This window comes from Actinomadura sp. 7K507 (assembly GCF_004348425.1).
GTDB lineage: Bacteria > Actinomycetota > Actinomycetes > Streptosporangiales > Streptosporangiaceae > Spirillospora.
Genome location: NZ_SMKK01000152.1, coordinates 1 through 23,724, shown reverse-complemented (window position 1 = coordinate 23,724; position 23,724 = coordinate 1). Strand labels below are relative to the sequence as shown.

24 protein-coding genes are annotated in these 23,724 nt (G+C 69.9%); 11 read left to right on the top strand and 13 right to left on the bottom strand.

Features of this window, described 5'->3' with window-relative positions:
• Positions 1-771 precede the first annotated feature (771 nt).
• Positions 772-1,389 carry a pentapeptide repeat-containing protein gene (locus E1285_RS29240; RefSeq protein ID WP_132157719.1) on the bottom strand — a complete coding sequence of 206 codons (618 nt, stop codon included), beginning with the start codon at positions 1,387-1,389 and terminating at the stop codon, positions 772-774.
• A gap of 39 nt (positions 1,390-1,428) precedes the next feature.
• Entirely contained in the window at positions 1,429-2,220 is a 792-nt protein-coding gene (locus tag E1285_RS29235) for an oxidoreductase (RefSeq protein WP_132157717.1), read from the bottom strand.
• Positions 2,221-2,464: 244 nt separating this feature from the next.
• Between E1285_RS29235 and acs the strand changes: the two genes are divergently transcribed.
• From acs to E1285_RS48275, 4 genes are all read left to right on the top strand, one after another.
• Complete coding sequence (gene acs / locus E1285_RS29230) at positions 2,465-4,432, top strand: acetate--CoA ligase (protein WP_132157715.1); 1,968 nt, start codon at positions 2,465-2,467, stop codon at positions 4,430-4,432.
• A gap of 332 nt (positions 4,433-4,764) precedes the next feature.
• Positions 4,765-5,193 (top strand): phage holin family protein, encoded by a 429-nt coding sequence (locus tag E1285_RS29225; RefSeq protein WP_132157713.1) that lies wholly within the window; start codon positions 4,765-4,767, stop codon positions 5,191-5,193.
• 8 nt (positions 5,194-5,201) lie between these two features.
• Entirely contained in the window at positions 5,202-6,125 is a 924-nt protein-coding gene (locus E1285_RS29220) for an alpha/beta hydrolase (protein WP_132157711.1), read from the top strand.
• Positions 6,126-6,167: 42 nt separating this feature from the next.
• Complete coding sequence (locus E1285_RS48275; RefSeq protein WP_132157709.1) at positions 6,168-6,623, top strand: DUF309 domain-containing protein; 456 nt, start codon at positions 6,168-6,170, stop codon at positions 6,621-6,623.
• Here E1285_RS48275 and E1285_RS29210 read toward each other — a convergent pair.
• The 3 genes from E1285_RS29210 to nth form a co-directional block, all read right to left on the bottom strand.
• Positions 6,620-7,816 (bottom strand): MarP family serine protease, encoded by a 1,197-nt coding sequence (locus tag E1285_RS29210; RefSeq protein ID WP_207946903.1) that lies wholly within the window; start codon positions 7,814-7,816, stop codon positions 6,620-6,622. The genes E1285_RS48275 and E1285_RS29210 overlap by 4 nt on opposite strands.
• 192 nt (positions 7,817-8,008) lie before the next feature.
• Complete coding sequence (locus E1285_RS29205; protein WP_132157725.1) at positions 8,009-8,605, bottom strand: CoA pyrophosphatase; 597 nt, start codon at positions 8,603-8,605, stop codon at positions 8,009-8,011.
• A gap of 136 nt (positions 8,606-8,741) precedes the next feature.
• The gene (gene nth, locus E1285_RS29200) at positions 8,742-9,593 is read right to left on the bottom strand and encodes an endonuclease III (protein ID WP_132157707.1); all 852 of its coding nucleotides are present in this window, start codon (positions 9,591-9,593) and stop codon (positions 8,742-8,744) included.
• Between the two features lie 62 nt (positions 9,594-9,655).
• Between nth and E1285_RS29195 the strand changes: the two genes are divergently transcribed.
• Together E1285_RS29195 and E1285_RS29190 are read left to right on the top strand one after the other, a co-directional pair.
• Positions 9,656-10,537, top strand: a complete 882-nt coding sequence (locus E1285_RS29195) for an SDR family NAD(P)-dependent oxidoreductase (protein ID WP_132157705.1) — start codon at positions 9,656-9,658, stop codon at positions 10,535-10,537.
• Entirely contained in the window at positions 10,534-11,097 is a 564-nt protein-coding gene (locus tag E1285_RS29190) for a carboxymuconolactone decarboxylase family protein (protein ID WP_132157703.1), read from the top strand. Before E1285_RS29195 ends, E1285_RS29190 begins: the two co-directional genes overlap by 4 nt.
• Positions 11,098-11,165: 68 nt before the next feature.
• Here E1285_RS29190 and E1285_RS29185 read toward each other — a convergent pair whose 3' ends face one another.
• Positions 11,166-11,792 carry a TetR/AcrR family transcriptional regulator gene (locus E1285_RS29185; protein WP_132157701.1) on the bottom strand — a complete coding sequence of 209 codons (627 nt, stop codon included), beginning with the start codon at positions 11,790-11,792 and terminating at the stop codon, positions 11,166-11,168.
• A 230-nt stretch (positions 11,793-12,022) separates the two neighbouring features.
• Between E1285_RS29185 and E1285_RS29180 the strand changes: the two genes are divergently transcribed.
• Positions 12,023-12,709: a Crp/Fnr family transcriptional regulator gene (locus tag E1285_RS29180; RefSeq protein WP_132157699.1), complete on the top strand. Its 687-nt coding sequence runs from the start codon at positions 12,023-12,025 to the stop codon at positions 12,707-12,709.
• Positions 12,710-12,797: 88 nt separating this feature from the next.
• Here E1285_RS29180 and E1285_RS29175 read toward each other — a convergent pair whose 3' ends face one another.
• The 5 genes from E1285_RS29175 to E1285_RS29150 form a co-directional block, all read right to left on the bottom strand.
• Positions 12,798-13,679 carry an MBL fold metallo-hydrolase gene (locus tag E1285_RS29175; RefSeq protein WP_132157697.1) on the bottom strand — a complete coding sequence of 294 codons (882 nt, stop codon included), beginning with the start codon at positions 13,677-13,679 and terminating at the stop codon, positions 12,798-12,800.
• A gap of 28 nt (positions 13,680-13,707) precedes the next feature.
• Positions 13,708-14,517 (bottom strand): NUDIX domain-containing protein, encoded by an 810-nt coding sequence (locus tag E1285_RS29170; protein ID WP_132157723.1) that lies wholly within the window; start codon positions 14,515-14,517, stop codon positions 13,708-13,710.
• A gap of 177 nt (positions 14,518-14,694) precedes the next feature.
• Positions 14,695-15,156, bottom strand: coding sequence for a RidA family protein (locus E1285_RS29165; RefSeq protein WP_132157695.1), 462 nt, complete (start codon positions 15,154-15,156; stop codon positions 14,695-14,697).
• Positions 15,157-15,164: 8 nt separating this feature from the next.
• A complete protein-coding gene (locus E1285_RS29160; protein ID WP_131897152.1) occupies positions 15,165-15,323 on the bottom strand; it encodes a DUF4177 domain-containing protein in 159 nt (52 codons plus the stop codon).
• Positions 15,324-15,399: 76 nt separating this feature from the next.
• On the bottom strand, positions 15,400-16,629 hold the full coding sequence (locus E1285_RS29150) for a slipin family protein (RefSeq protein WP_207946902.1): 1,230 nt from the start codon (positions 16,627-16,629) through the stop codon (positions 15,400-15,402).
• Positions 16,630-16,883: 254 nt separating this feature from the next.
• On the opposite strand from E1285_RS29150, the gene E1285_RS29145 reads away from it, so the two are divergent.
• Together E1285_RS29145 and E1285_RS29140 are read left to right on the top strand one after the other, a co-directional pair.
• Positions 16,884-17,879 carry an ArsA-related P-loop ATPase gene (locus tag E1285_RS29145; RefSeq protein ID WP_132157693.1) on the top strand — a complete coding sequence of 332 codons (996 nt, stop codon included), beginning with the start codon at positions 16,884-16,886 and terminating at the stop codon, positions 17,877-17,879.
• A 69-nt stretch (positions 17,880-17,948) separates the two neighbouring features.
• Positions 17,949-19,103, top strand: coding sequence for an ArsA family ATPase (locus E1285_RS29140; RefSeq protein ID WP_132157691.1), 1,155 nt, complete (start codon positions 17,949-17,951; stop codon positions 19,101-19,103).
• Between the two features lie 150 nt (positions 19,104-19,253).
• On the opposite strand, the gene E1285_RS29135 is transcribed toward E1285_RS29140, so the two are convergent.
• Positions 19,254-19,580, bottom strand: a complete 327-nt coding sequence (locus E1285_RS29135; protein WP_132157689.1) for a WhiB family transcriptional regulator — start codon at positions 19,578-19,580, stop codon at positions 19,254-19,256.
• A gap of 326 nt (positions 19,581-19,906) precedes the next feature.
• Here E1285_RS29135 and E1285_RS29130 point away from each other — a divergent pair, with 326 nt between their 5' ends.
• Positions 19,907-22,189 carry a transglycosylase domain-containing protein gene (locus E1285_RS29130; RefSeq protein ID WP_132157687.1) on the top strand — a complete coding sequence of 761 codons (2,283 nt, stop codon included), beginning with the start codon at positions 19,907-19,909 and terminating at the stop codon, positions 22,187-22,189.
• Positions 22,190-22,229: 40 nt separating this feature from the next.
• On the opposite strand, the gene E1285_RS29125 is transcribed toward E1285_RS29130, so the two are convergent.
• Entirely contained in the window at positions 22,230-22,676 is a 447-nt protein-coding gene (locus E1285_RS29125; RefSeq protein ID WP_207946904.1) for a GatB/YqeY domain-containing protein, read from the bottom strand.
• Positions 22,677-22,774: 98 nt separating this feature from the next.
• On the opposite strand from E1285_RS29125, the gene E1285_RS29120 reads away from it, so the two are divergent.
• Positions 22,775-23,671: a metallophosphoesterase gene (locus tag E1285_RS29120; protein WP_243723119.1), complete on the top strand. Its 897-nt coding sequence runs from the start codon at positions 22,775-22,777 to the stop codon at positions 23,669-23,671.
• Positions 23,672-23,724 lie beyond the last annotated feature (53 nt).

Below are 23,724 nucleotides of genomic sequence, written 5' to 3'. Positions count from 1 at the left end.
GTCCGGCTCCGGGGGGGTAGAGCCGGCCCGCTTTCCCAAGAAAGTCTCGGGGGAGTTCGGCGTAAGCCGGACTCTAGTTCGCTCTATACGGGAGGCAAACTTACTGACTCCAGTCTAGGCGGGTACAACATATGCTGCCCGATGCTTGAGAGTTCCGTCGAGGTGCAATCACGCCCACCAGGTGGGGATTTTTCGCGCCTGGTTGGGATGAACCCCCCAGGAGCGTGCCCGCAAGACGCGTCCCGCACTCGACAGAGCTCCCGTTCCTGTGCACAGGGAGTGCATCGGGACGGAAGTGGGAGCGTACAGGAGAACTAAAGATCTTTCCGGCCGCATCGCCGGATCCGCTCGGCCAAATAGAAACGATCACGGGGAGTGATCAATTCTGTGTCCGGAGAGAAGGTTACGGTTAGTCCGGAATGGCGGGTTACATCCCGAGTTGACCCCACAGGGCACCGGTGTCCCGTACGGCGCGGTCGGCGCCGGTCGTGCGGGATTTCCGAATGGGGGGCTTGTCAGCAGGACGAATGAGGCGTAGACAGGTCATACGGACCAAGTGTCCGAGCACGGCAGCCGGGCACCCACGCGCGATCAGCCGCGGGAGGCGCGTCGAGACGGGCTTGACCCGGTCCGACGAATATTAGGTGCACGCTTGGTAACCCGGTGTGACGTGACTGGCGGCGGCGCCCTGCAGAAGGGGCGCCGCTCGCTTCGCCAAGCGCCACCTGCTTCGCCAAGCGCCACCTGCTTCGCCAAGCGCCACTCGCTTCGCTAGTCGCGGACGTCCAGCCCGAGGGCCGTTGCCAGAACGATCGCCTGATAGGGATCGATCACGGCACGTCCCAGTTCGACCGTGAACGGGTCCATCCCTGAGATGTCGCTTCCGCGCAGGTCGCATCCGGAAAAGTCGGCCTTGTGGAGGAAAGCCCCCGACAGGTCGACGCCGCGGAACTCGGCTCCGGCGCACCTCGCCCCCATGAGATCGACTTCGCGCATGCGCACGTCCGTGAAGGACGCGCGGCGCAGGTCGGCACCCGGCAGGCCGGTGAAGGACCAGTCGCCGCCCTTGACCTTCAAAAGGTCGTACGTGCAACCGTCGAACAGGCCGCCGACGAGCTTGCATCCGCTGAAGGTGGCGTCGAAGAAGCCGCACCGGACGAACGTGCAGTTCAGGAAAGCGGCGTCCGTATGGGTGGACGCGTTGAACCGCACACCGCGGAACGTGCAATCGGTGAACGCGGCGCCGACTCCACTTGCCTCCGTCATGTCCGTGTCCATGAACAGGACGTTCTCGTAGCGCTCACCCGTCAGGTCACGCGAATCCCAGTTCGCCGACGAGATGGTGGTCTCGGTGGGTGCCGCCGGGCGTCCGTGCATGCGATCGGCCATACGCACCAGGATGACCCCACCCACTGACAGGAATGGGGTTCAGCCGCGCATGAACGCTTCGCAGATGGCCTGCGAGTCCCGTGCCGCGGCGGCCACAGCCTCCGCGCAGTGCCCGATCCACTGGGCGACGCCCTCGGATGTGCCGGACGAGTAGGCCCGGAGCGCTTCGGCGTAGTCGTCGGCGAGTTCCAGGTGTCCGACCTCTGGCGCGACAAGCGATTTGGGGTCCAGGCCACGGGCGACGAAGGTGAGGCGTTGTGCGGTACGGGCGACGAGGCCGTCCCCCCAGCCGAAAGGACGCAAAGTCTGCAACTCGCCGTGCACGATGGCCCCCACCACCAGCGCCGGCGCCTTCGTCGACTCCATTAGCAGCCCGCTGAGCGCGTCCAAGCGGGCGGCCACCTCGGACGGCGAAGGCGGCTCACCGAGACCCAGTACGTCCTTCACGGCCCCGTCGCCCACGCGCGGACGTCCGAGATCGGCACTGTCGACCGCGTCCGCCGCAGCGAGAACGTGAAGCCGCGCAAGCGCCTGCCGGGGGGCTTTCCGCCACGTCTCTGTGAGAGTCCCCAGTTCGGCGGACACACGCAGAGAGCCCTGCACGACAGGGTCGGACGGGTTCTCGGTGGTGCGGAGTTCGTCCAGCGTGACCGAGGAGCCTTCGAGCACGGCCGAGGCCCGTGCGCCGCGCAGCGCCGACTCTGTGGACACCTCTGCACTGCGCCGCCGCAGGATGCGATGGCCGAGCAGCCGGTCCACAGCGGAACGCGCGTCGTCGACCGCGCCGGCGACGCCGGGCAAGTTCGCTACATCAGCAAGGGCATCGGTCACGGCCCCGACCTTATGCGGTCGCCCGTTACGCCTACGCAACGCCCCATAGACGGCATGCCGGGAGCGGTTCCAGCGCTGCAGGCCGGGAAGGGCTGTTGTATTGGGTGTCACCCAACACCATCCGGAGCCGGGACCCCGGTCGCGCTCTTCCCCGACATCAGCACGGCGGCCTTGTGGAAAACAGGACCTTCCTGGTGGAGTGGGGATACCGGGCGACCCCGCTTCAGCTAGCAAGGAGTGCGCGTTGAGCCAGAGCCAAGAAACACTGTCGAACCTCCTGCAGGAGACCCGGCGCTTCCCTCCGCCCGCAGAACTCGCCGAGTCGGCCAACGTCAAGGCAGACGCGTACGAGCGTGCGGCGGAGGACAGCCTGGGCTTCTGGGCGGAGCAGGCGGACAGGCTCACCTGGACGAAGCGCTGGGACGACGTCCTGGACTGGAGTAACCCCCCGTTCGCCAAGTGGTTCGTGGGGGGCGAACTGAACGTCGCCTACAACTGTGTCGACCGTCACGTAGAGGCGGGGCGTGGGACGAAGGTGGCGTTCCACTGGGAGGGCGAGCCCGGCGACTCGCGCACCATCACCTACGCCGACCTCCAGAGCGAGGTGAACAAGGCCGCCAACGCCTTGCTCGAACTGGGTGTCCGCAAGGGCGACCGGGTCGCGATCTATCTGCCGATGATCCCCGAGCTGCCGATCTCGATGCTCGCGTGCGCGCGCATCGGCGCGACGCACTCGGTCGTGTTCGGCGGTTTCTCCTCCGAGGCGCTCCGGACCCGCATCGACGACGCGCAGGCCAAGCTCGTCATCACCTCGGACGGCGGTTTCCGGCGCGGAAAGCCGTCGGACCTGAAGGGGATCGTGGACGAGGCCGTCGCGCAGACGCCGACGATCGAGCACGTCCTCGTCGTGCGCCGCACCGGCGAGCAGGTGGCCGACAACGACCGCGACCTGTGGTGGCACGACGTCGTCGAACGGCAGAGCGACCAGCACACCGCCGAGCCCATGGACGCGGAACACCCGCTGTACATCCTGTACACGTCCGGCACGACGGGGAAGCCGAAAGGCATCCTGCACACCACGGGCGGCTACCTGACGCAGTGCGCGTACACCCACCACGCGGTGTTCGACCTCAAGCCGGAGAAGGACGTCTACTGGTGCTCGGCCGACATCGGCTGGGTCACCGGGCACTCCTACATCGTGTACGGGCCGCTCGCCAACGGCGCCACCAGCGTCATCTACGAGGGGACGCCCGACACCCCCAACAAGGGCCGCTGGTGGGATGTCATCCAGAAGTACAAGGTGTCCATCTTCTACACCGCGCCCACGGCGATCCGCACGTTCATGAAGTGGGGAGACGACATCCCCGCCGAGTACGACTTGTCGTCCCTGCGCGTACTGGGGTCGGTCGGTGAGCCGATCAACCCCGAGGCCTACGTCTGGTACCGCACCCACATCGGCGGTGACCGGACCCCGGTGGTGGACACGTGGTGGCAGACCGAGACGGGCGCGATCATGATCAGCCCGCTGCCGGGGGTCACGGCGGCCAAGCCCGGTGCCGCGATGCGCCCGCTTCCCGGCATCGCCGCGGACGTGGTGGACGACCAGGGCCGGCCGGTGCCGAACGGCGGCGGCGGGTTCATGGTGGTCAAGGAGCCGTGGCCCGGCATGCTCCGCACGATCTGGGGCGACGACGAGCGCTACGTGAAGACGTACTGGTCGCGCTTCGAGGGCCTGTACTTCGCCGGGGACGGCGCCAAGAAGGACGAGGACGGCGACATGTGGCTGCTCGGCCGCGTGGACGACGTCATGCTCGTGTCCGGGCACAACATCTCCACCACGGAGGTCGAGTCGGCGCTGGTGTCGCACCCGAAGGTCGCCGAGTCGGCGGTCGTGGGCGCGACCGACCCGGTCACCGGGCAGGCCATCGTCGCGTTCGTCATCCCGCGCGGCGACGCCGGCGGCGACGTGGAGGGCGAGGACTTCCTGCGGGAGCTGCGCGACCACGTCTCCAAGGCGCTCGGCCCGATCGCCAAGCCCCGCCAGATCATGATGGTCCCGGAGCTGCCCAAGACCCGCTCCGGCAAGATCATGCGGCGGCTGCTGCGGGACGTCGCCGAGAACCGCAGCGTCGGCGACGTCACGACGCTCGCCGACAGCACGGTCATGGACCTGATCTCCGAGAAGCTGCCGAGCGCCAAAACCGAGGACTGACGCATCCGGAGACCGCCCGCGAGGAGCCGGCGGCTCACCGGGATCCGACGACGAACGTCACGGCCCGCGTCCGGTGGACCCCACCGGACGCGGGCCGCCGTCGTGCCGATGGCAGACTGCCCCTGCACGAACGGCGTCGCTCGGCGGGGTAGTTTCCCCATTTCGCTGCTGTTCGGCGGTTTGGCCTATACCGACCCGTCACAATTCGAGAGAGTGACGACTGCGGTCCTGATCGCGAGCGTGGCTGGAGACGGCTCGCCTCAGCGGCCGCGGCCGTCGTCTTCCGGAGAAGGGTGCGTCTGCGCGCGCCAGGACTAAGGAGAACAAACGATATGTCCGAGGCTCTACCGGGCGAGCGCGTCGAGGAGAAGTCCGTCGGCGACCTCGTCGGGATGGCGTCGCAGAACATCTCCAACCTGGTCAGGGCGGAGATGGACCTGGCCAAGATGGAGCTCAAGGCCGACGCCAAGAAGGCCGCCATCAGCAGCGTGATGTTCACCATCGCCGCCGTGATGGGCGGCATCGTCGTCATCCTGCTGTCCATCTCGCTCGCGTACGGCCTGATCGGCCTCGGCGTGTGGCACTGGGCCGCGTTCCTCATCGTCGCGGTCGTGTACGTGCTGCTCGCCGGCCTTCTGATGTTCATCGCCAAGCGGCTCATCAAGAAGATCGAAGGCGGGAAGCGGACCCGCAAGACGCTGAAGAACGACATCGCGACCCTGCGCAAGCGCGGCGACGGCACCCCCGAGCTGACGGTCTGACCGACGCCATGTCCGGGAACGACGCATCGCTGATCGAGGTGGACGGGCCGTGGACCCACCGGCAGGTCAGCGCCGGCGGGACGCGGTTCCACGTCACCGAGGCCGGTGAGGGGCCGCTCGTCCTGCTGCTGCACGGTTTTCCCGAGTTCTGGTGGTCGTGGCACAACCAGCTCGTGTCGCTGCCCGCGGCCGGCTACCGCGCCGCGGCGGTGGACCTGCGCGGATACGGCGGCAGCGACAAGCCGCCGCGCGGCTACGACCTGGTCACGCTGGCCGGGGACGCCGCCGGGCTCGTCCGTGCGCTCGGTGAGGCCAACGCGGTCGTCGTCGGGCATGACTGGGGCGGGTTGCTGGCCTGGACGATGGGCGTCTACCACCCGAAGGTCGTCCAGCGGCTGGGCGTGGTGAGCGCCCCGCACCCGCTGAGGTTGCGTCAGTCCGTCGTCGGCGACCCGCGCCGGCAGGGGTGGGCGGCACGGCACACGTTCGGTTTCCAGCTGCCGCTTTGGCCTGAACGGCGTCTTGTCCGCGACAACGCGGCGCTGGTGGGACGGCTTCTGCACGACTGGTCCGGCCCAGGCTGGCCGGACGAGCGCACAGAGCAGCTCGTCAGGAAGGCCGTACAGATTCCAGGGGCGGCGCACAGCGCGCTGGAGTATCACCGCTGGCTCATCCGTTCGCTGGCCCGCCCGGACGGTATCCGCTACGCGCACCGTATGCGCGCCCCCATCCATGTCCCCACGCTCCAGTTGCACGGCGCGCTCGACACGTGCACGCTCCCGTCCAGCGCCCAAGGCTCCGGCCGCTATGTCGCCGCCCCCTACCGCTGGAAGCTCATAGAGGGTGCGGGGCACTTCCCACACCAGGAACGCCCCCGCGCGTTCGACACCCAGCTCATCGGCTGGCTGGCAGACCCAGAACCCGAACACTGAGTCCCCGCACGGGACGTGTCAACGGCCACGTACCGTGGAGGCATGCGGGATCGGGACGAGGGCGGGCGCCCACGCAACGCGCGGCCACGGGACGCGTACGGACGTCCTCTGCCTCACGGCGCGTCAGGCATACCCACGATGCCTGAAGACCTCGATATGCCACCCGCGGAGGCTTTGGCCGAGGCACAACGACTCCTGGACGCCGATCGTCCGTTCCATGCGCACGAGGTACTGGAAGCGGTCTGGAAGGCCTCCCCAGAACCCGAACGCGAACTCTGGCGGGGATTGGCGCAGATCGCCGTAGGGATAACCCACTTGCGGAGGGGAAACACCCGAGGCGCCGAAGCGCTTCTCAGCCGCGCAGCCGAACGCCTGGTCCCGTACGAGGCCGCCGGCCCGCACGGCGTCGACGTCCGGGGAGTCGTCCACCGCGCACGCGACCTGGCCGCCCGTCCCGAGAACGGCCCGATACCCCTCCGCCTCACCAAGCCGTATTAGTCGGAGCACCTCTGCGTTGACACCGGCTCGGTGGCGTTGCGCCCCGCACGCACGTCAGGGGCGACCTCCTCCGCGGTGAGGGCGTAACCGGTCGACGGGCTGTCCAGCGCCGCCGCGAAGATGACGCCGTAGACGCGTCCGTCCTTGGTGAGCAGCGGGCCACCGGAGTTGCCCGGCTCGACCCTGCCGCGGATGGCGTAGATCTCACGGCTGACCTGGCCGGAGTGGTAGATGTCCGGGCCGCGTGCCGTCTGGCGGGCCCGGATCCGGGCGGCGCCCGCGCTGAACGGCTGGTTCTTCGGGAAACCGGCGATGATCGCGTTGTCGCGGACGCGGGCCTCGTCGGCGAATTCCAGCGCGGGGGCCCGCAGGTCCGGCACGTACAGGACGGCGATGTCGCGTCTGGGGTCGTACAGGACGACCCGTCCGCGGGCGGTCTCGCCGTTCACAGTGGCCACGGCGGACGAGCCGCGCGCTCCGGCGACGACGTGCGCGTTGGTCATGATGTGCTGCGGCGCGAACACGAACCCGGTGCCCTCGATCCGGCGCTGGCACTGCGGCGCGGTGCTGACGACCTTCACGATGCTGGCGCGGGCGGCCCGCACCCCGCGGGCGTTCAGCACGGACTCGTCCGGCGGCGGCACCTGCACCACCGACTCGCCGCCGAGGCCGTTGAAGACCTGCGGGAACTCGCTGCTCTTCACGAAGCCCTGGAACGAGGTGAACCACGACTGCGCCTGCGGCGGCATCACGTCGTTGATGCCGCCGATGATCGAGGAGCCCTTGACCTGCGTACGGACGGGCTTGAACTCGGAGTTGGCGACCAGGCTCCCGAAGAACCAGGCGACGATCAGCAGCGACAGGGCGCTGACGAAGGTGCCGCCGACCGCGTCGGCCGTGCGGGCGTTCAGGCCGGTCACCCGGTTGCGCAGGACGGCGCCGAGGGAGGACGCGAGCAGCTGCCCGAAGGTGGCGGCCAGGAACGCGATGACGATGGCGAGGAGTGCCTGCTGCGCGGCGCCCTCGACCGCGGCCTCGGCGATCGGCGGTGCGATCAGCACCCCGACGACGCCGCCGCCGACGAAGCCGACGAAGCTCAGCAGGCTCACGATGAAGCCTTGCCGGTAGCCCGAGACTCCGAACAGCACGACGAGCACGAGCAGGATGACATCGAGAATGTGGTCGTGCAGCACCGCTTCACCGTATAGGTCCGCGCGCCCGGTACACGTCCCCTGGATGTACCAGATTCGGGTGCGTTGTGTAGCCGTCGGGTGTGATGCGCGTTCGTCGCCGCCGCCGTCCCGGATGGGAAAGTACGCCTGACCTGCGACTTCCTCTACCGCGCCGCGTTCGGGCCGCTCATCGCGGCCGGCCCGCGGAGATTCTCAGCTCCGGGACGAGAGGTGCAGCACGTCCGGCGGCAGGTCTTCGACGCGGCCGGTGTCCCACGGGCGGTTCCAGCCGCCGGCGTCCAGGACCTGGGTGAGCAGCGCCGCCGTGAACCCCCACACGAGCATGCCGCGGACGTGGAACGCCGGCCCGAGCCTGATCCCGGACGGGTGCCGGACCATCGTCCGGTTCGCCGGGTCGACGAGCTCGCCGATCGGGACGCGGGCGACCGCGGCGACCTCTCCCGGGTGGCCCGGCGCGACCTCCGACGGTTCGCGCCACCAGCCGGCGACGGGCGTGACCCGGTGCTCGCTCCGCGACAGGTACAGCTCGGGCAGCGAGCAGAGGACGTCCACGCCGGACGGCTGGACGCCGGTCTCCTCCCACGCCTCGCGCAGCGCCGCCGAGACCGGCCCGTCGTCCTCGGGGTCGACGCGTCCGCCGGGGAACGCGGGCTGCCCGGCGTGGTTGCTCAGCGTGGCCGCGCGCTGGGTGAGCAGGACGTCGGGGCCGTCCACTCCCTCGCCGAACAGGATCAGGACGGCCGCCGGGCGCGCGTCGGACGCCGGCCGGAACATCGGCGGCACCCGCATCCGCGGACCCTCGGCGCGGAAACGTTCGAGCCACTGGGGGCAATTGGGGGCGTTGTCGCTCACGTCCCTCCCAACTCCGGAACGCCCGCTTTCCTTCCCCGACGCGGCGTCGCGCACTCCGGGCTCGGCGGCCGGGTCACGAGAACGGGCCGGGTTTGACGAGCTTGCGCGCGGTCTCCTCGTCGGTCGGGCCTTCACCGAACGAAGGGCACATCTGCGCGAGCGGGCACGCGCCGCAGGCCGGACGCCGCGCATGGCAGATGCGGCGGCCGTGCCAGATCAGCCTGTGGGACAGCATCGTCCAGTCCTTGCGCGGGATCAGTCCGCCGATCTCCTGTTCGACCTTCACGGGGTCGTCTTCGGTCGTCCATGCGAATCGGCGGGCGAGACGGCCGAAGTGGGTGTCGACGGTGATTCCCGGGACGTCGAACGCGTTGCCCAGGACGACGTTGGCCGTCTTGCGTCCGACCCCGGGCAGGGTGACGAGGTCTTCGAGCCGCCCTGGGACATCTCCGCCGAACCGGTCGCGCAGTGCGGCGGACAGTCCCATCACCGACTTGGTCTTGGCGCGGAAGAACCCGGTGGGTTTCAGGATGGCCTCGACGTCCTCGGGGTCGGCGGCGGCGAGGTCCTCCGGGGTGGGGTACTTGGCGAACAGCCCCGGCGTGGTCAGGTTCACCCGCACGTCGGTGGTCTGCGCCGACAGGACGGTCGCGACGAGCAGCTGGAAGGGCGTGCCGAAGTCCAGCTCGCAGTGCGCGTCGGGGTAGGTCTCGGCCAGGACCCGGTTCATCCGGCGCGCCCGCCGCACGAGCGCGAGCCGCGTCTCGGGCTTGCGCCCCGCACCACGCCCCGCGCCAGGCCCCGCGCTCTGCCCGCCGCCTCGTCCGCCGCCTTGCCCGCCACCTCGTCCCGAGCCTTGCCCCGCACCTTGCCCGCCACCTCGTCCCGACGGGCGTCCGGCCTCAGGAGCCGCGTTGGTCGCCATGCCGCCAGGGTAGAGCCTTCCTTAAAAAGACATGCATGTTCTTTTGTGTTAGGGTCTCTCGCATGATTTTCGACTCCTCCCGGTGGACGGCAACCCTCGCCGGGCGGCGCGTGCTGATCACAGGCGCCGCCCGGGGCATCGGCGCGGCCCTGGCCGCCAGGCTGCACGAACGCGGCGCGCGGGTAGCGCTCACCGGCCTGGAGCCCGACCTGCTCGCCGCCGTCGCCGCCGAATGCGGGCAGGCGCCCTGGTGGACGTGCGACGTGACCGACCGCGACAAGGTCGAGGAGGTCGTGAACAGCGCCGCACGAGAACTGGGCGGCCTGGACGTGGTCGTGGCCAACGCCGGTGTGGCAGCGCAGATGCCGATGATCGGCGGCGACCCGTCGATCCTGGAGCAGAGCCTCCGCGTGAACGTCCTGGGCGTCCACAACACCCTCCGCGCAGCCGGACCCCACATCAGCCATGAACGCGGCTACGCCCTCCCCGTGGCATCCCTCGCGGCGGCCGTCCATGCGCCACTGCTCGGCGCATATAGCGCGTCCAAGGCCGCGGTGGAGGCGCTGGGCAACACGATGAGGGCCGAACTACGTCCGTGGGGCGCGAAGGCCGGTGTGGCCTACTTCGCCGAACTCGACACCGACATGACGAGCCGCGGGTTCGACACCGAGGCCGCGGCCGCCCTGATGAGCGCGGGCCCCGGCACCAGCATGTTCTCGGCCGTCTCGCCGTTGCGCCTGGGAATCGACGCGCTCGAACGCGGAATCGCCCGCCGCTGCAAACGAGTCGTCGCTCCCTGGTGGGTCGGCGGGATCCTGCCGGTCAGGATGCTCGCGCAGCCCATCGCCGACAGCGCCGTCCAGCGCGGGCTGCGCCAGATCCTGGAGATCGCGCGGAAGGAGCAGGTCGAACTGACCACGCGCCAGCCGGAGTCCGGGCGGTGACGGCCCCCCGCGCCACTCCGGGCGGGATCCGCGAGGTCGGAGTGGTGAACTGGCTCGCCTGCCACATCGCGGGCAGGGCCACCGGGACGGGACCCCCGAACCTGTTCATGACCATGGCGCGCCGCCGCGGCCTCTTTCGCGGCTGGCTGTGGTTCGCCGGACGGCTCATGCCCGGCGGGACCCTTCCGCGCCGGGAGACCGAACTGGTGATCCTCCGCGTCGCCCACCTGCGCGACTGCGGCTACGAGTTCGACCACCACGTCCGCCTCGGCCGCCGCGCCGGAGTCAGCGAACAGGACGTCGAGCGCCTCAAGAAGGGACCGGACGCCGACGGCTGGAACCCGCGCGAGCGGGCCGTCCTCGCCGCGACCGACCAACTCCACGAGGAGCGCGACCTCGACGACGAGGTCTGGACGCGGCTGCGCACCCATCTCACCGAGGGCGAGTGCGTCGAGCTGACCGTGCTCGCCGGTCACTACGAGATGCTCGCCACCGTGATCACCACGCTGCGCGTCCAGCCGGACCGGCACCGGCATCGGCGCCGGAACGGCGACCGCTGACCCGCCGCGGGAACCGCTGACCCGCTACCGGGAACGTGAGCATCACCACGCCGCGGCGGGCGGGCGCGTCAACCGTCCATGACACCCGACCGCAGCAGGAGGCGCACATGCTCGGTGACCGGGGGCCCGACCGCGCGCAGCGCCTCCATGTCGCCGGCCGCGACCGCCGGCGTCACCATCGCGCCCACCGCCGACACGACGATCTGGCAGGCGAAGACGGCGGCCTCACCGCTCAGCCCCATCAGGCCCACCAGCGCCTCGGCGAGGTCGTGCTGTATGTCGGAGCGCCGCTGGATCGCCTCCGGACCCGCCGCGTAGACCTCCACCAGGAAAAGCCTCGCGTAGCCCGGTTCCGACGCCAGCGCGTCCAGGTAGGCCGTGAAAGCGCGCTCGAACCGGGCCAGCGGGTCGCCCCCGCCCTCTGCGGCGCCCTCCAGCCGGTGGCGGAGCAGCTCGCTCGCGATGTCGAACGCCGCCATGAAGCAGTCGATCTTGGACGAGAACAGGCCGTAGAAGCTCTGCCGGGACACCCTGGCCAGTTTCAGCACGTCCTCGACGGACGTGCCCACGTAACCCTTCTCCGTCATCGCCGCCGCCATGGCCGCGCAGAGGCGGTCACGATGAACCCGCTCGACCTCCGTGCGGGACAGCGCGTGGCGCCCCCTGGGAAGCCTGCGCGGCGAGGACTGGGACATCCGATCAGGTTAAGGCACCGCCGCTCCACCTCCGCGCCGTCCGGTAAGGGGTGATGAGACCGGTGTGATGGCATTCACCCAACGGTCCGTACACTGGGCGAACGGGACCGCGGCGGCCCGGCGCGGCCGGGCGAGCCCGGTCCCGCGTTTCGGCGCGCCGTGACCCTGCCTTCACGTACGCGGTGGGACGTACGTCACACTAAGCATGTAGGTGTTCGAGGAGGAGAAGCGTGACCGATCGTGACGTGGACGTTCTGAGCAGAGCCCCGCTCTTCGAGGCCCTCGACGAGCAGGGCGCCAAGGCGCTGCGCGCCAACGTGACCGAGGCGCGCCTCGCCCGCGGTCAGACACTGTTCAACGAGGGCGAGACCGGAGACCGGCTCTACGTCGTTCTCGAAGGCAAGATCAAGCTGACCCGGACCGCGCCCGACGGCCGGGAGAACCTGCTGAGCGTGCTCGGCCCGAGCGAGATGTTCGGTGAGCTCTCCCTGTTCGACCCGCGCCCCCGCACCGCCAGCGCCATAGCGGTGACCGAGGTCCGGCTGGCGGGCCTGGGCCACGACGACCTGCGGCCCTGGCTGACGGGACACCCTGAAGTGGCCGTCCAGCTACTGCGCGCCCTCGCGCAGCGGCTGCGCAAGACCAACGACGTCATGGCGGACCTGGTGTTCACCGACGTCCCCGGACGGGTCGCCAAGGCGCTGCTCGACCTGGCCGAACGGTTCGGCCAGCCGTCCGAGTCCGGCCTGCACGTGCACCACGACCTCACCCAGGAGGAACTGGCTCAGCTCGTCGGAGCGTCCCGCGAGACGGTCAACAAGGCGCTCGCCGACTTCGCGCAGCGGAACTGGCTGCGTATAGAGGCCCGCGCCGTCGTGATCCTCGACATCGAGCGGCTCCGCAAGCGCTCGAAGTAGCGCCGCCCGCCGCCCTCAGCCCGCCCGGCGATGGAGCGGGCGTTTCGGCACGTCCGCCCCGCCGTGCGGCTGTGGCCGGGGCAGCGGCTCAGCGGCCGTTGAGGTAGTCGAGCTGCGACTGGACCGACGACTCGGCCGCGGGCCAGAGGGCCTTGTCGACGTCGGCGTAGACGCTCTCGACGACCTCCCGCGCGGTCCGGGCGCCCGCGGCTACGGCGGCCTCGACCTGGGCCAGGCGCTCCCGGCGATGGTCGATGTAGTGGTCGAGGACCGCGATCGGATCGTCCAGCTTGGGCCCGTGACCAGGCAGGATCGTGGCGGCCTCGACGTCGGCGGAGAACGCGCGGAGCCGGTCGAGCGAGCTGAGATAGTCGCCGAGCCTGCCCTCCAGCACGGTCGTCCCGTACCCGAGGACGGTGTCGCCGGTCAGGACCGCGCCGTCCGCCGGCAGCCAGAACGTGAGGGAGTCGTCGCTGTGGCCGGGCGTCTCCATGATCCGCAGCTCGAGGCCGCCCGTCGTGACGACGTCGCCCTCCGAGAGCCCCTCGTCGCCGAGCCGGTGCCTGGGATCGAGCGCCCGCACCTTCACGGATCCGCCGGCCAGCTTCGCGAACTTGCCGGCCCCGGCGGAGTGGTCGGGGTGTCCGTGGGTGAGCAGGATGAGACCGACGCGGCGACCCTGGGCCTCGACGGTGTCCAGGACTCGCCGCAGGTGCTTGGCGTCCTTCGGCCCGGGATCGACGACGACGGCCTCTTCGGAGCCGGGCTCCGCGATGACCCATGTGTTGGTGCCGTCCAACGTCATCATGGACGGGTTCTCGGCCAGCACGCATGTCGCCCGTTCGGTGCCCATCCCGTCGATCTCCGCCATATTCCCCATCCTGCCTGAGCCCAGATCCGGGTGCCGGACCGGGTTCCAGCCGAGACGGTCGAGACGCCGCAGCGCCGACGTGCCCGCCAGCCGCCACATGACCGCTCTCCCACCGCGCACGGAACGTTCACCCGGCCCAGTAGTGCCGCGCCTCGGACTCCGGCATCACCAGGTACGCCTCGCCGTCGATGATCTCCGCCGTGGGCTCGTGGACGACGATCTCGCGCTGCGCGGCCAGCACGTCCGCGACCGTCTCGTACTCGGCCAGCTCCGCCAGCGTCACGATCGTCGGCGGGAGCATCGCCCACTCGCCCTTGCTCGCGCGCTCGGCGGCCTCCGCCGGGCGCACCCACGCCACTCGGTCCGCCTCGGTGCTGACGTCCCGCGCCCGCTGGCCCTCCGGCATCGCGGCGACGAAGAACCGGGTGTCGTAGCGCTTCGGCTCGATCAGCGGGGTGACCCAGTGCGCCCAGGGCCGCAGGAGGTCCGAACGCAGCACGAGCCCGCGCCGGTCGAGGAACTCGCCGAACGACTGCGAACGGTCGAGCAGCGCCTGCCGGTCGGCCTCCCAATCGTCGCCGCGCGTGTCGCCCACGACCGTGTCCCCGGTCGGGCCCGCCAGCAGGACGAGGGTCTCCTCGAACGTCTCGCGGACGGCCGCGCACACCAGCTCGCGGGCGAGCGTCTCACCGGCCTTGAACGCCGAACCCCAGTCGGCGGGCCGCGGACCGGACCACGCCAGCGTCGCGTCCCCGTCGCGCGGGTCCACCGACCCGCCCGGGAACACGTAGGCGCCGGGCGCGAACGCCATCGACCGGACGCGCCGCAGCAGGAACGCCTGCAGCCCGTACCGGTCGTGATCGCGGAGGACGACGACCGTGGCCGCGTGACGTGCGGGAACGGGCTCGGCTCTGCCCGCCAGGATGTCCTCGATCATGCCCCGGAACTCCGCCGGCAGCTTGAGCCCGCTCACCACCGTCCTCCAGCCCCCACCCGCCACCTTCCAAAGGACGAGCTCCGCTCGGCAGACCGTCCATCGCCCTCCAACCCCATGGCGGCCTATTCGGACATACCGAACGTCATTCCGTCAAGTATCCACGGCCGGGCGGGGAACTCAGGAGATCTCGGCGATCAGTTCCACCTCGACGGGGACGTCGCGCGGGAGCACGGCGACGCCGACGGCGCTGCGGGCGTGCTTGCCCGCGTCCCCGAACACCTCGCCCAGCAGGTCGCTCGCCCCGTTGATCACCTGGGGCTGGCCGTGGAAGTCCGGCGCGCTGGCGACGAAACCGACGACCTTGACGATCCGGGCGACCCGGGACAGCTCGCCGACCTCGGCCTTCAGCGCCGCGATGCAGTTCAGCGCGCAGATCCGCGCCTGCCGGGCGGCCTCCTCGGCACTGACCTCGGCACCCACCTTCCCGGTCACGCCCAGCTCGCCCTTGACCAGCGGAATCTGCCCGGCCGTGTAGACGAGCGACCCCGTCCGGGCCGTGGGAACGTACGACGCCACCGGCGGAACGAGCTCCGGCAACTCGATCCCCAGCTCGCGGATCCGCTCTTCGGGCGTGCTCATCGCCACTCCTAGGACTGCACTTCGCGCTTGAAGTAGGCCACCAGGTTCTCCGGGTTCGGGCCCGGCAGGACCGTGACGAGCTCCCACCCGTCCTGGCCCCAGTTGTCAAGGATCTGCTTGGTCGCGTGCACCAGCAGCGGAACAGTCGCGTACTCCCACTTCGTCATGAGCCCACACTAGCGATCAGCCTGTCCGAACCGCGTTCGAACCCACTGTTCAGAGGGCCACCGGAAGCCCCGTGCTTCAGTGCTGGGGCGGGGGCTGCTGTCCGCCCTGGGGCCAGCCGCCCGGAGCCGCGCCGCCGGGGTTCCCGCCGCTCTGGTACCAGTCGCTTCGCCGGACGCCGCCCTGCTGGCCACCACCGGGCTGACCACCACCGTGCTGGTCACCACCGTGCTGGTCACCACCGTGCTGGTCACCACCGTGCTGGTCACCACCGTGCTGGTCACCACCGTGCTGGTCACCACCGGGAGTGATGCCGGGCTGCTCGCCGGGCTGCGGGGGCGCGACCTCGCGCGGCGGCTGGTCGTCGCGCTTCGGGTCGTCCAGGCCGACGACCGGCGGGACGTCCTCGGGGGACTCCAGCTTCGTCTCGGCCGCCTTGGCCAGCTCCGCCTCGGCCTTGGCGAGCCGCTCCCCGAGTGCCAGCCTTTCCTTCTCCTTGCCCTCCTCCTCGGTCTCGCCGAGCCCGCCGGCGGCGCGGTCGAAGAACCGCAGGATCTCGACCGGCAGCGGCATGATCAGCGTGCTGTTCTTCTCGGCGGAGACCTCCACGACCGTCTGCAGCAGGCGCAGCTGGAGGGCGGCCGGGTCCTGCGACATGATCTCTCCGGCGGCGGCGAGGCGCTTGGACGCCTGGAACTCGCCGTCCGCGGTGATGATGCGGGCGCGCCGCTCGCGCTCCGCCTCGGCCTGCCGGGCCATCGAGCGCTTCATGCCCTCGGGCAGCGAGACGTCCTTGATCTCGACTCGCTCGATCATGACGCCCCACGGGTCCTGGGTGATCTCGTCGATGATCTCCCGGAGCTGTGCGTTGATCTTGGCGCGCTCACCGAGCAGCTCCTGCATGTCGGACTGCCCGATGACCGACCGCAGCGAGGTCTGCGACACCTGCGAGGTCGCGTAGCCGTAGTGCTGGACGTTGACGACCGCCTTCACCGGATCGATCACCCGGAAGTACACGACCGCGTCGACGCGGACGCTCACGTTGTCCTGGGTGATGCCGTCCTGGCCGGGGACGTCCAGCGTGATCGTCTGCCGGCTGACCTTCTGCATACGTTCGATGACCGGCACGATCGCCGTCAGCCCGGCCGAGCGGACCGCGCCGGGCCGCAGCTGCCCGCCCCGCTGCACCTTGCCGAGCCGGAACACGACACCGTGCTCGAACTGCTGGATGACCCGTATCGACGACAACAGGGTGATCCCCGCACCGAAGACGACGATGAGAAGGATGACGAGTATTAGCCCTTCCATGACGGGCACCTTTCTCGCGTTGACGGCTTGGACGGCCGGGGAGCGGCCTGGGGGTCCGGCTGGCCCCCCGGAAGCCGTGGGATCCGGGCGACCGGCCGTGACCGGTCCACGTTTCCCAGCTAACCCCGCGGGCAGGCCGAAATACAACGTCCTGCGGACGATCTCCGCAGCGTGAAGCCATCGTGTCAGGGATCACTTGCATCAGGACGGGCGCACTCTGAAGTGTTTGACGAGTGAACGATATGGTCGATCGGGTGAGCGCGAGAGACACCGACTGGGACGGCGTACGCCTCCATGTGGTCACCGGCAAGGGCGGCACGGGCAAGACGACCGTCGCCGCGGCACTCGCCCTCGCCCTGGCCGCCGGAGGCCGGCGGGTCCTGCTCGTCGAGGTCGAGGGCCGCCAGGGCATCGCCCAGATCTTCGATTGCCCGCCGCTGCCGTACGAGGAACGCCGCGTCGCCGTCGCCCCCGACGGCGGGGACGTGTACGCGCTCGCGATCGACACCGAAGAGGCGCTCCTCGAATACCTGGAGATGTTCTACAGCCTCAAGCGCGCCGGCAAGGCGATGACCCGGCTCGGCGTCGTCGACTTCGTCACGACCATCGCGCCCGGCCTGCGCGACGTGATCCTCACCGGCAAGACCAGCGAGTCGGTGCGGCGCAAGAAGAAGGACGGCTCGTTCATCTACGACGCCGTCGTCATGGACGCCCCGCCCACCGGCCGCATCACGAAGTTCCTGAACGTCAACCACGAGGTGTCCGGGCTCGCGAAGGTCGGGCCGATCCGCAACCACGCCGACACCGTCATGAAGGTCGTGCGCAGCCCCGAGACCGCCGTGCACTTCGTCACGCTCCTCGAGGAGATGCCCGTCCAGGAGACGATGGACGGGATCGGCGACCTCACCGAGGCCGGCATCCCCATCGGGGGCGTCGTCGTCAACATGGAGCACCCGACCGTCCTCACCGAGGACAACCTCGCCGCGGCCGCAGACGGCTCCCTCGACACCGACGAGATCATCCGGGGTGTGAAGGCCGCCGGGCTGGAGCACGACGCCGAGTCGATCGCCGGGGTCCTCGCCGCGGAGGCCACCGACCACGCCCGCCGCACCGCCCTCCAGCGCCGCGAGAAGGAACGCCTGGAGTCGATCGACCGCCCCCAGTACACGCTGCCGCTGCTGTCGGACGGCATGGACCTCGCCGGCCTGTACGACCTGGCCGCCGCCCTGCGCGCCCAAGGCGCCACATGACCCCCGCCCCTGCGAGCCCGGGGTGCGCCCCTGCGAGCCCGGGGTACCGCATGAGCATCGAGGAACGCGATGACGACCGGTAGGACCCCGCCCGCGCTCGACGTCGACGCGCTGCTCGACGACCCCCGCACCAAGATCATCGTGTGCTGCGGGTCCGGCGGCGTCGGCAAGACCACCACCGCGGCGGCCCTCGGCATCCGCGCCGCCGAACGAGGCCGGGACGTCGTCGTCCTCACCGTGGACCCGGCCCGCCGCCTCGCCCAGTCGATGGGCCTGTCGGAGCTCGACAACAACCCGCGCAAGATCGACATCGAGGGCGACGGCGAACTGCACGCCATGATGCTCGACATGAAGCGCACCTTCGACGAGATCGTCGAGGCGCACGCCGACCCCGACCGGGCCAAGCAGATCCTCGCCAACCCCTTCTACCAGTCGCTGTCGTCCAGCCTGTCCGGGACGCAGGAGTACATGGCGATGGAGAAGCTCGGGCAGCTGCACCGCTCCGGCGCGTGGGACCTGATCATCGTGGACACCCCGCCGTCCCGCAACGCCCTGGACTTCCTGGACGCCCCCGAACGCATGGGCCGCTTCCTCGACGGCCGCTTCATGAAGATCCTCGCCGCCCCCGCCAAGACCGGCGGGCGCCTCGGCGTCAAGGTCATCAGCGCCGGGTTCGGCATGTTCACCGGCGTCATCAACAAGGTTCTCGGCGTCCAGCTCCTGCGGGACGTGCAGACGTTCGTCGCCGCGTTCGACACGATGTTCGGCGGGTTCCGCGAACGCGCCGAGAAGACGTTCAGGCTCCTGCAGACCCCCGGCACCGCGTTCCTCGTCGTCGCCGCACCGGAGCCCGACGCGCTCCGCGAGGCGTCCTACTTCGTCGAACGTCTCGCCGAAGAGCGCATGCCGCTCGCCGGGCTCGTGGTCAACCGCGTCCACGAGTCCGCCGCCGACGGCCTGTCGGCCGCCCGCAGCCAGGCCGCCGCCGAGACTCTGGAGGAACGCGGCGAGCACACCCTGACCGCGGCGCTGCTCCGCCTCCACACCGACCGCATGCAACTGGCCGCCCGCGAGGACCGCCTCCGCGACCACTTCGCCTCGACCCACCCGACCGTCCCGGTGACGGCCGTCCCCGCCCAGCCGGAGGACGTCCACGACCTGGACGGCCTACGCCAGGTGGGCGAAGACCTGGCCGCCCCCACGACGACCCCGACCGCCGCCTGACCTCACCAAGGCCGGGTGGAAGGCCGGGTGGCCGCGTCCGCGGAGGCGTGAGCGTGGCGTTAGGCCCGCACCGGGTTCCGGTGCGGGCCTGCTGCCACGCTTCTTATTTGGACCGTGCCGGTCCTTGAACCTCTGCCGGAGGTCGTCGGGTCAGCTGGCGACGAGTTCTTCCTCGTCGACATCGACCCCGTCGACATCGACCGACCGCTCGTACTCTTCCTTCGCGGTCTCCAGCAGCGCGCGCCACGATCGCACATCCGGCCGACGCCGCAGCAGAGCACGACGCTCTCGCTCGGTCATCCCGCCCCAGACACCGAATTCGATCCGGTTGTCGAGGGCATCGGCGAGACACTCCGTGCGCACTGGGCAGCCACGGCAGATGAGCTTGGCTCGATTCTGCGCCGCTCCCTGCACGAACAGGGCATCCGGATCCGCGTTACGGCAGGCGGCGCGGGCGGTCCAATCCGTGATCCACATCTTGGCCCCACTCCCCTAGGGTCTGTGTCGATTTGCGCTCCTTGGCCAGACGGGCGCGGACGTCAGGCCGCCAAACGAAAGCCGTGGGGAAGAACTTACGGAAGCGAGGGACGTTTCAACAGCCCCCGGAGGGCCCATTCTCGATATAGCCCACCGGGGCCATACCGCCGGAACGGACTAGTTACCTGTAGTAGACGCGCCAGACACACAGCAGGTTGTCACGACGAGGGCATAACGGACGATCTTCCCGGTCAGCGGCGCCGGAAAGCTTCGGGTACGGGAGCCGTGTCCCAGATGCACTCCTCGTCCCGCGTACCCTAGACCACGTGCGCGTTGCGAATACGGATCGGGTCAAGGCGGCATCCACGCTGTTCAGGTTGCTAGGTGCGGGGGTCGTCGCGGGCGTCCTCGTCGCCTTCATCGCGCTGCCGGCGGTCGGCAGCGCCGGCCTGACCGCGCGCGACGCCGCGAACAACTTCGAGGACATGGACGGCAAGCTGGAGACGACGCCCCCGTCGGAGAAGACGGTGGTGTACGACACCGACGGCAAGCCGATCGCCACGTTCTTCGACAAGTACCGCGAGTCCGTCCGGCTCGACCAGGTCAACCCGATCATGCAGAAGGCGATCATCGCCATCGAGGACTCGAGGTTCTACGAGCACGGCGCCCTCGACATCAAGGGCACGCTCCGCGCACTGGCGTCCAACGTCGACTCCGAAACGACGCAGGGCGGCTCGACCCTCACCCAGCAGTACGTCAAGAACCTCCTGGTCGACGCCGCCAGGACCAAGGAGGAGTACCGCGACGCCACCGCGCCCACCCTCGGCCGCAAGGTCCGCGAGCTGCGCTACGCACTCGACATCGAGCAGCGGATGTCGAAGCACCAGATCCTCGAGGGCTACCTCAACATCGCCTACTTCGGCGCGGGCGCGTACGGGGTCGAGGCCGCGGCCAAGCGCTACTTCAGCATCCCCGCCTCCGAGCTCAGCCTCGGCCAGGCCGCGCTGCTGGCCGGCATCACACAGAACCCGACGGCCTACGACCCCATCCACAACCCGAAGGACGCGCGACACCGGCGCGACGTCGTCCTCCAGCGGATGGCCCAGCTCGGCGACATCTCCAAGGCCCAGGCGGACGCCGAGTCCGCCAAGCCGGTCGAGCTGAACCGCACCGACCCGGTCGGCGGCTGCCAGGTCAGCAAGGTGCCCTACTTCTGCGAGTACGTGAAGTACGACATGCTCAACATCCTGTCGGACGGCAAGTACTGGGAGCTCGAGCCGGACGAGCAGCAGAACATCGTCAACGAACTCAACCGCGGCGGCTACACGATCCGCTCGACGCTCGACTCGAAGGCGCAGCGCAGCGTCGACAGGGCCCTGCGCTCGGCCGTCAACCCCCGCGGCAACCGCGTCGCCGCCGAGGCGATGGTCGAACCCGGCACCGGCCGGATCCAGGCGATCGGGCTGAGCAAACCGTTCGGTCCCGGCAAGGGCAAGACGACCATCAACCTCCCGGCGAACAGGGCCCACGGCGGCGGCACCGGCGTATCGGCGGGCTCGACGTTCAAGGTCTTCACGCTCGCCGCCGCCCTCGACCAGGGCATCCCGATCAGCACATCGATCAAATCGCCGCAGACGATCACCATCGGCGGCTTCCGGCCGTGCCGGTACACCGGGACGATCAACGGCGAGAAGTACGAGAACGACCTCGTCGGCGGCGGTCCGCCCTGGACGGTCTCCAACGCCGGTGACAGCGAGCAAGGCACCTTCAACCTCAAGACCGGCACCTGGAACTCGGTCAACACCTTCTACGCCGCCCTCGAGAAGCGCGTCGGCGTCTGCAACGCCGTGAAGATGGCCGAGAAGTTCGGGATGAAGCAGGGCAACGGCAACCCGCTGATCCCGACCCCGTCCCAGGTCCTCGGCGTCAACGACATCGACATGGTGTCGCTCGCGTCCGCCTACGCCGGCTTCGCCGCCCGCGGCAAGTACTGCCCGCCGGTCTCGGTGACGGAGGTCATCGACGGCGAAGGCAAGCAGGTGAAGCTCCCCGAGCACAAATGCGAGCAGGTCCTGGACCAGGACGTCGCCGACCAGGTCAACTCGATCCTCCAGGGCGTCATCGCCAAGGGGACGGCGTCGGGCCGCGGCATCGGCCGTCCGGCCGCCGGCAAGACCGGCACCTGTGAAGAGTTCACCTGCGCCGTGTTCGCCGGCTTCACCCCGACCCTCGCCGCCACCACCGCCTACTGGGACTTCCGCGGCCCCTGGCAGTACAAGGTGCACGGCGTGTACGGCGCCGGCATCCCCGGCGGCATCTGGCAGTCGTCCATGCAGGGCGCCCTGGCCGGCGAGCCCGCCCCCGGCTTCCAGAGCCCGACCCGCGACTTCGGCGACACCACCGAAGTCCCCGAGGTACAGGGCAAGACCGTCGGCGCCGCCACCTCCAGGCTCAAGGCCGCCGACCTGGAGGCAAGGGTCGCGTCCGGGTCCGTCGACTCCGACCAGCCGAGAGGGACGGTCGTCTCCACCTCACCGGGACCAGGCAGCGAAGTCCCGCCCGGCACCACCATCATGCTCTACGTGAGCAGCGGCAAGGAAGACGACTGAGGCACCGGGTGCCGCCGGACGACCCGGCGGCACCACCGTCCTACTCCGCCAGCTGACGCTTGACCTCGGCCGCGACCCGACCGCCCTCGGCGCGCCCGGCGACCTTCGGGTTCACGGCCTTCATGACCTGCCCCATCGCGCGCGGCCCCGCCGCACCCGTCCCGGCGATCGCGTCCGCCACCAGCGCGGTCAGCTCCTCGTCGGACAGCTGCGCGGGAAGGTACCGCTCCAGCACCTCGCCCTCGTCCCGCTCCGCCTTCGCCTGCTCCACGCGTCCGGCGTCATCGAACGCGGCAGCCGCCTCCCGGCGCTTCTTCGCCTCCCGGGTGAGCACCTTCACGACGTCGTCGTCGGACAGCTCCCGCGACTGCTTGCCGGCGACCTCCTCGTTCTTCACCGCCGTCAGCGCCATCCGCAGGGTGCGGGTGCGCAACTCGTCACGCGCCTTCATCGCGGTGGAAAGATCGGTCTCCAGCTTCTCCTTCATGGTCATGGTCACATCATGCCCGTCCGCACCGGAAGCCTCATCGGGATTACCGCGCGGTGCCCTTGTCTGGAAGCATGGAACCCTGGGAAGGGAGAGCCGTGCGAAAGATCTACGCCATGCCCCTGGGGTTGCTGGGGGCGGGCGCCGCGACCTTCGGGTACGCCTCGGTGATCGAGCGGAACTGGTTCCGGCTCCGCCGCGTCGACGTGCCGGTGCTGCCACCCGGCCGTCCCCCGGTGAAGATCCTGCACATCTCCGACACGCACCTCACGCCCGGCCGCACCCGCATGATCCACTGGGTCCGCTCGCTGGACGCCCTCGAACCCGACCTCGTCGTCAACACCGGTGACTCCCTCTCCCACCGCGACGCGATCGGCCCCTTCCTGGACGCCCTCGGCCCCCTCCTCGACCGTCCGGGCGTGTTCGTCTACGGATCCAACGACCTCTACTCCCCGGTCTTCAAGAACCCCCTGCGCTACATCTGGCGGACGAGCAAGTCCGACTACGGCCGCACCCGCCGCGAACCCGACCTCCCCTACCGCGAGCTCGCCTCGTCCCTCGCCGCCGCCGGCTGGCTCGACCTCAACAACCGCATCGGCCGCCTCAAGGTCGGCGAACTGGACATCGAGTTCGGCGGCATCGACGACTCCCACATCGACCGCGACCACTACGACAAGATCGCCGGCCCGGTCGACCCGCGAGCCGACGTCCACCTGGGCGTCATGCACTCCCCCGAGCCCCGCAACCTCGACCGCTTCACCGCCGACGGCTACGACCTCCTGCTGGCCGGCCACACCCACGGCGGCCAGGTCTGCGCCCCCTTCTTCGGCGCCATCTCCACCAACTGCGGCATCGACCGTGCCCGCGTCAAGGGCCTGAACAAGCACCGCGGCTCCTGGCTCCACGTCTCCGCCGGCCTGGGCACGTCCCCCAAGGCCCCCATGCGCTTCTGCTGCCCGCCCGAGGCGACCCTCCTCACCCTCGTCCCCCGGTGAACTGGCAGACGGCCTCCCTCCCAGCGGCGCTCTACGACCACGCCGTCCAGAAC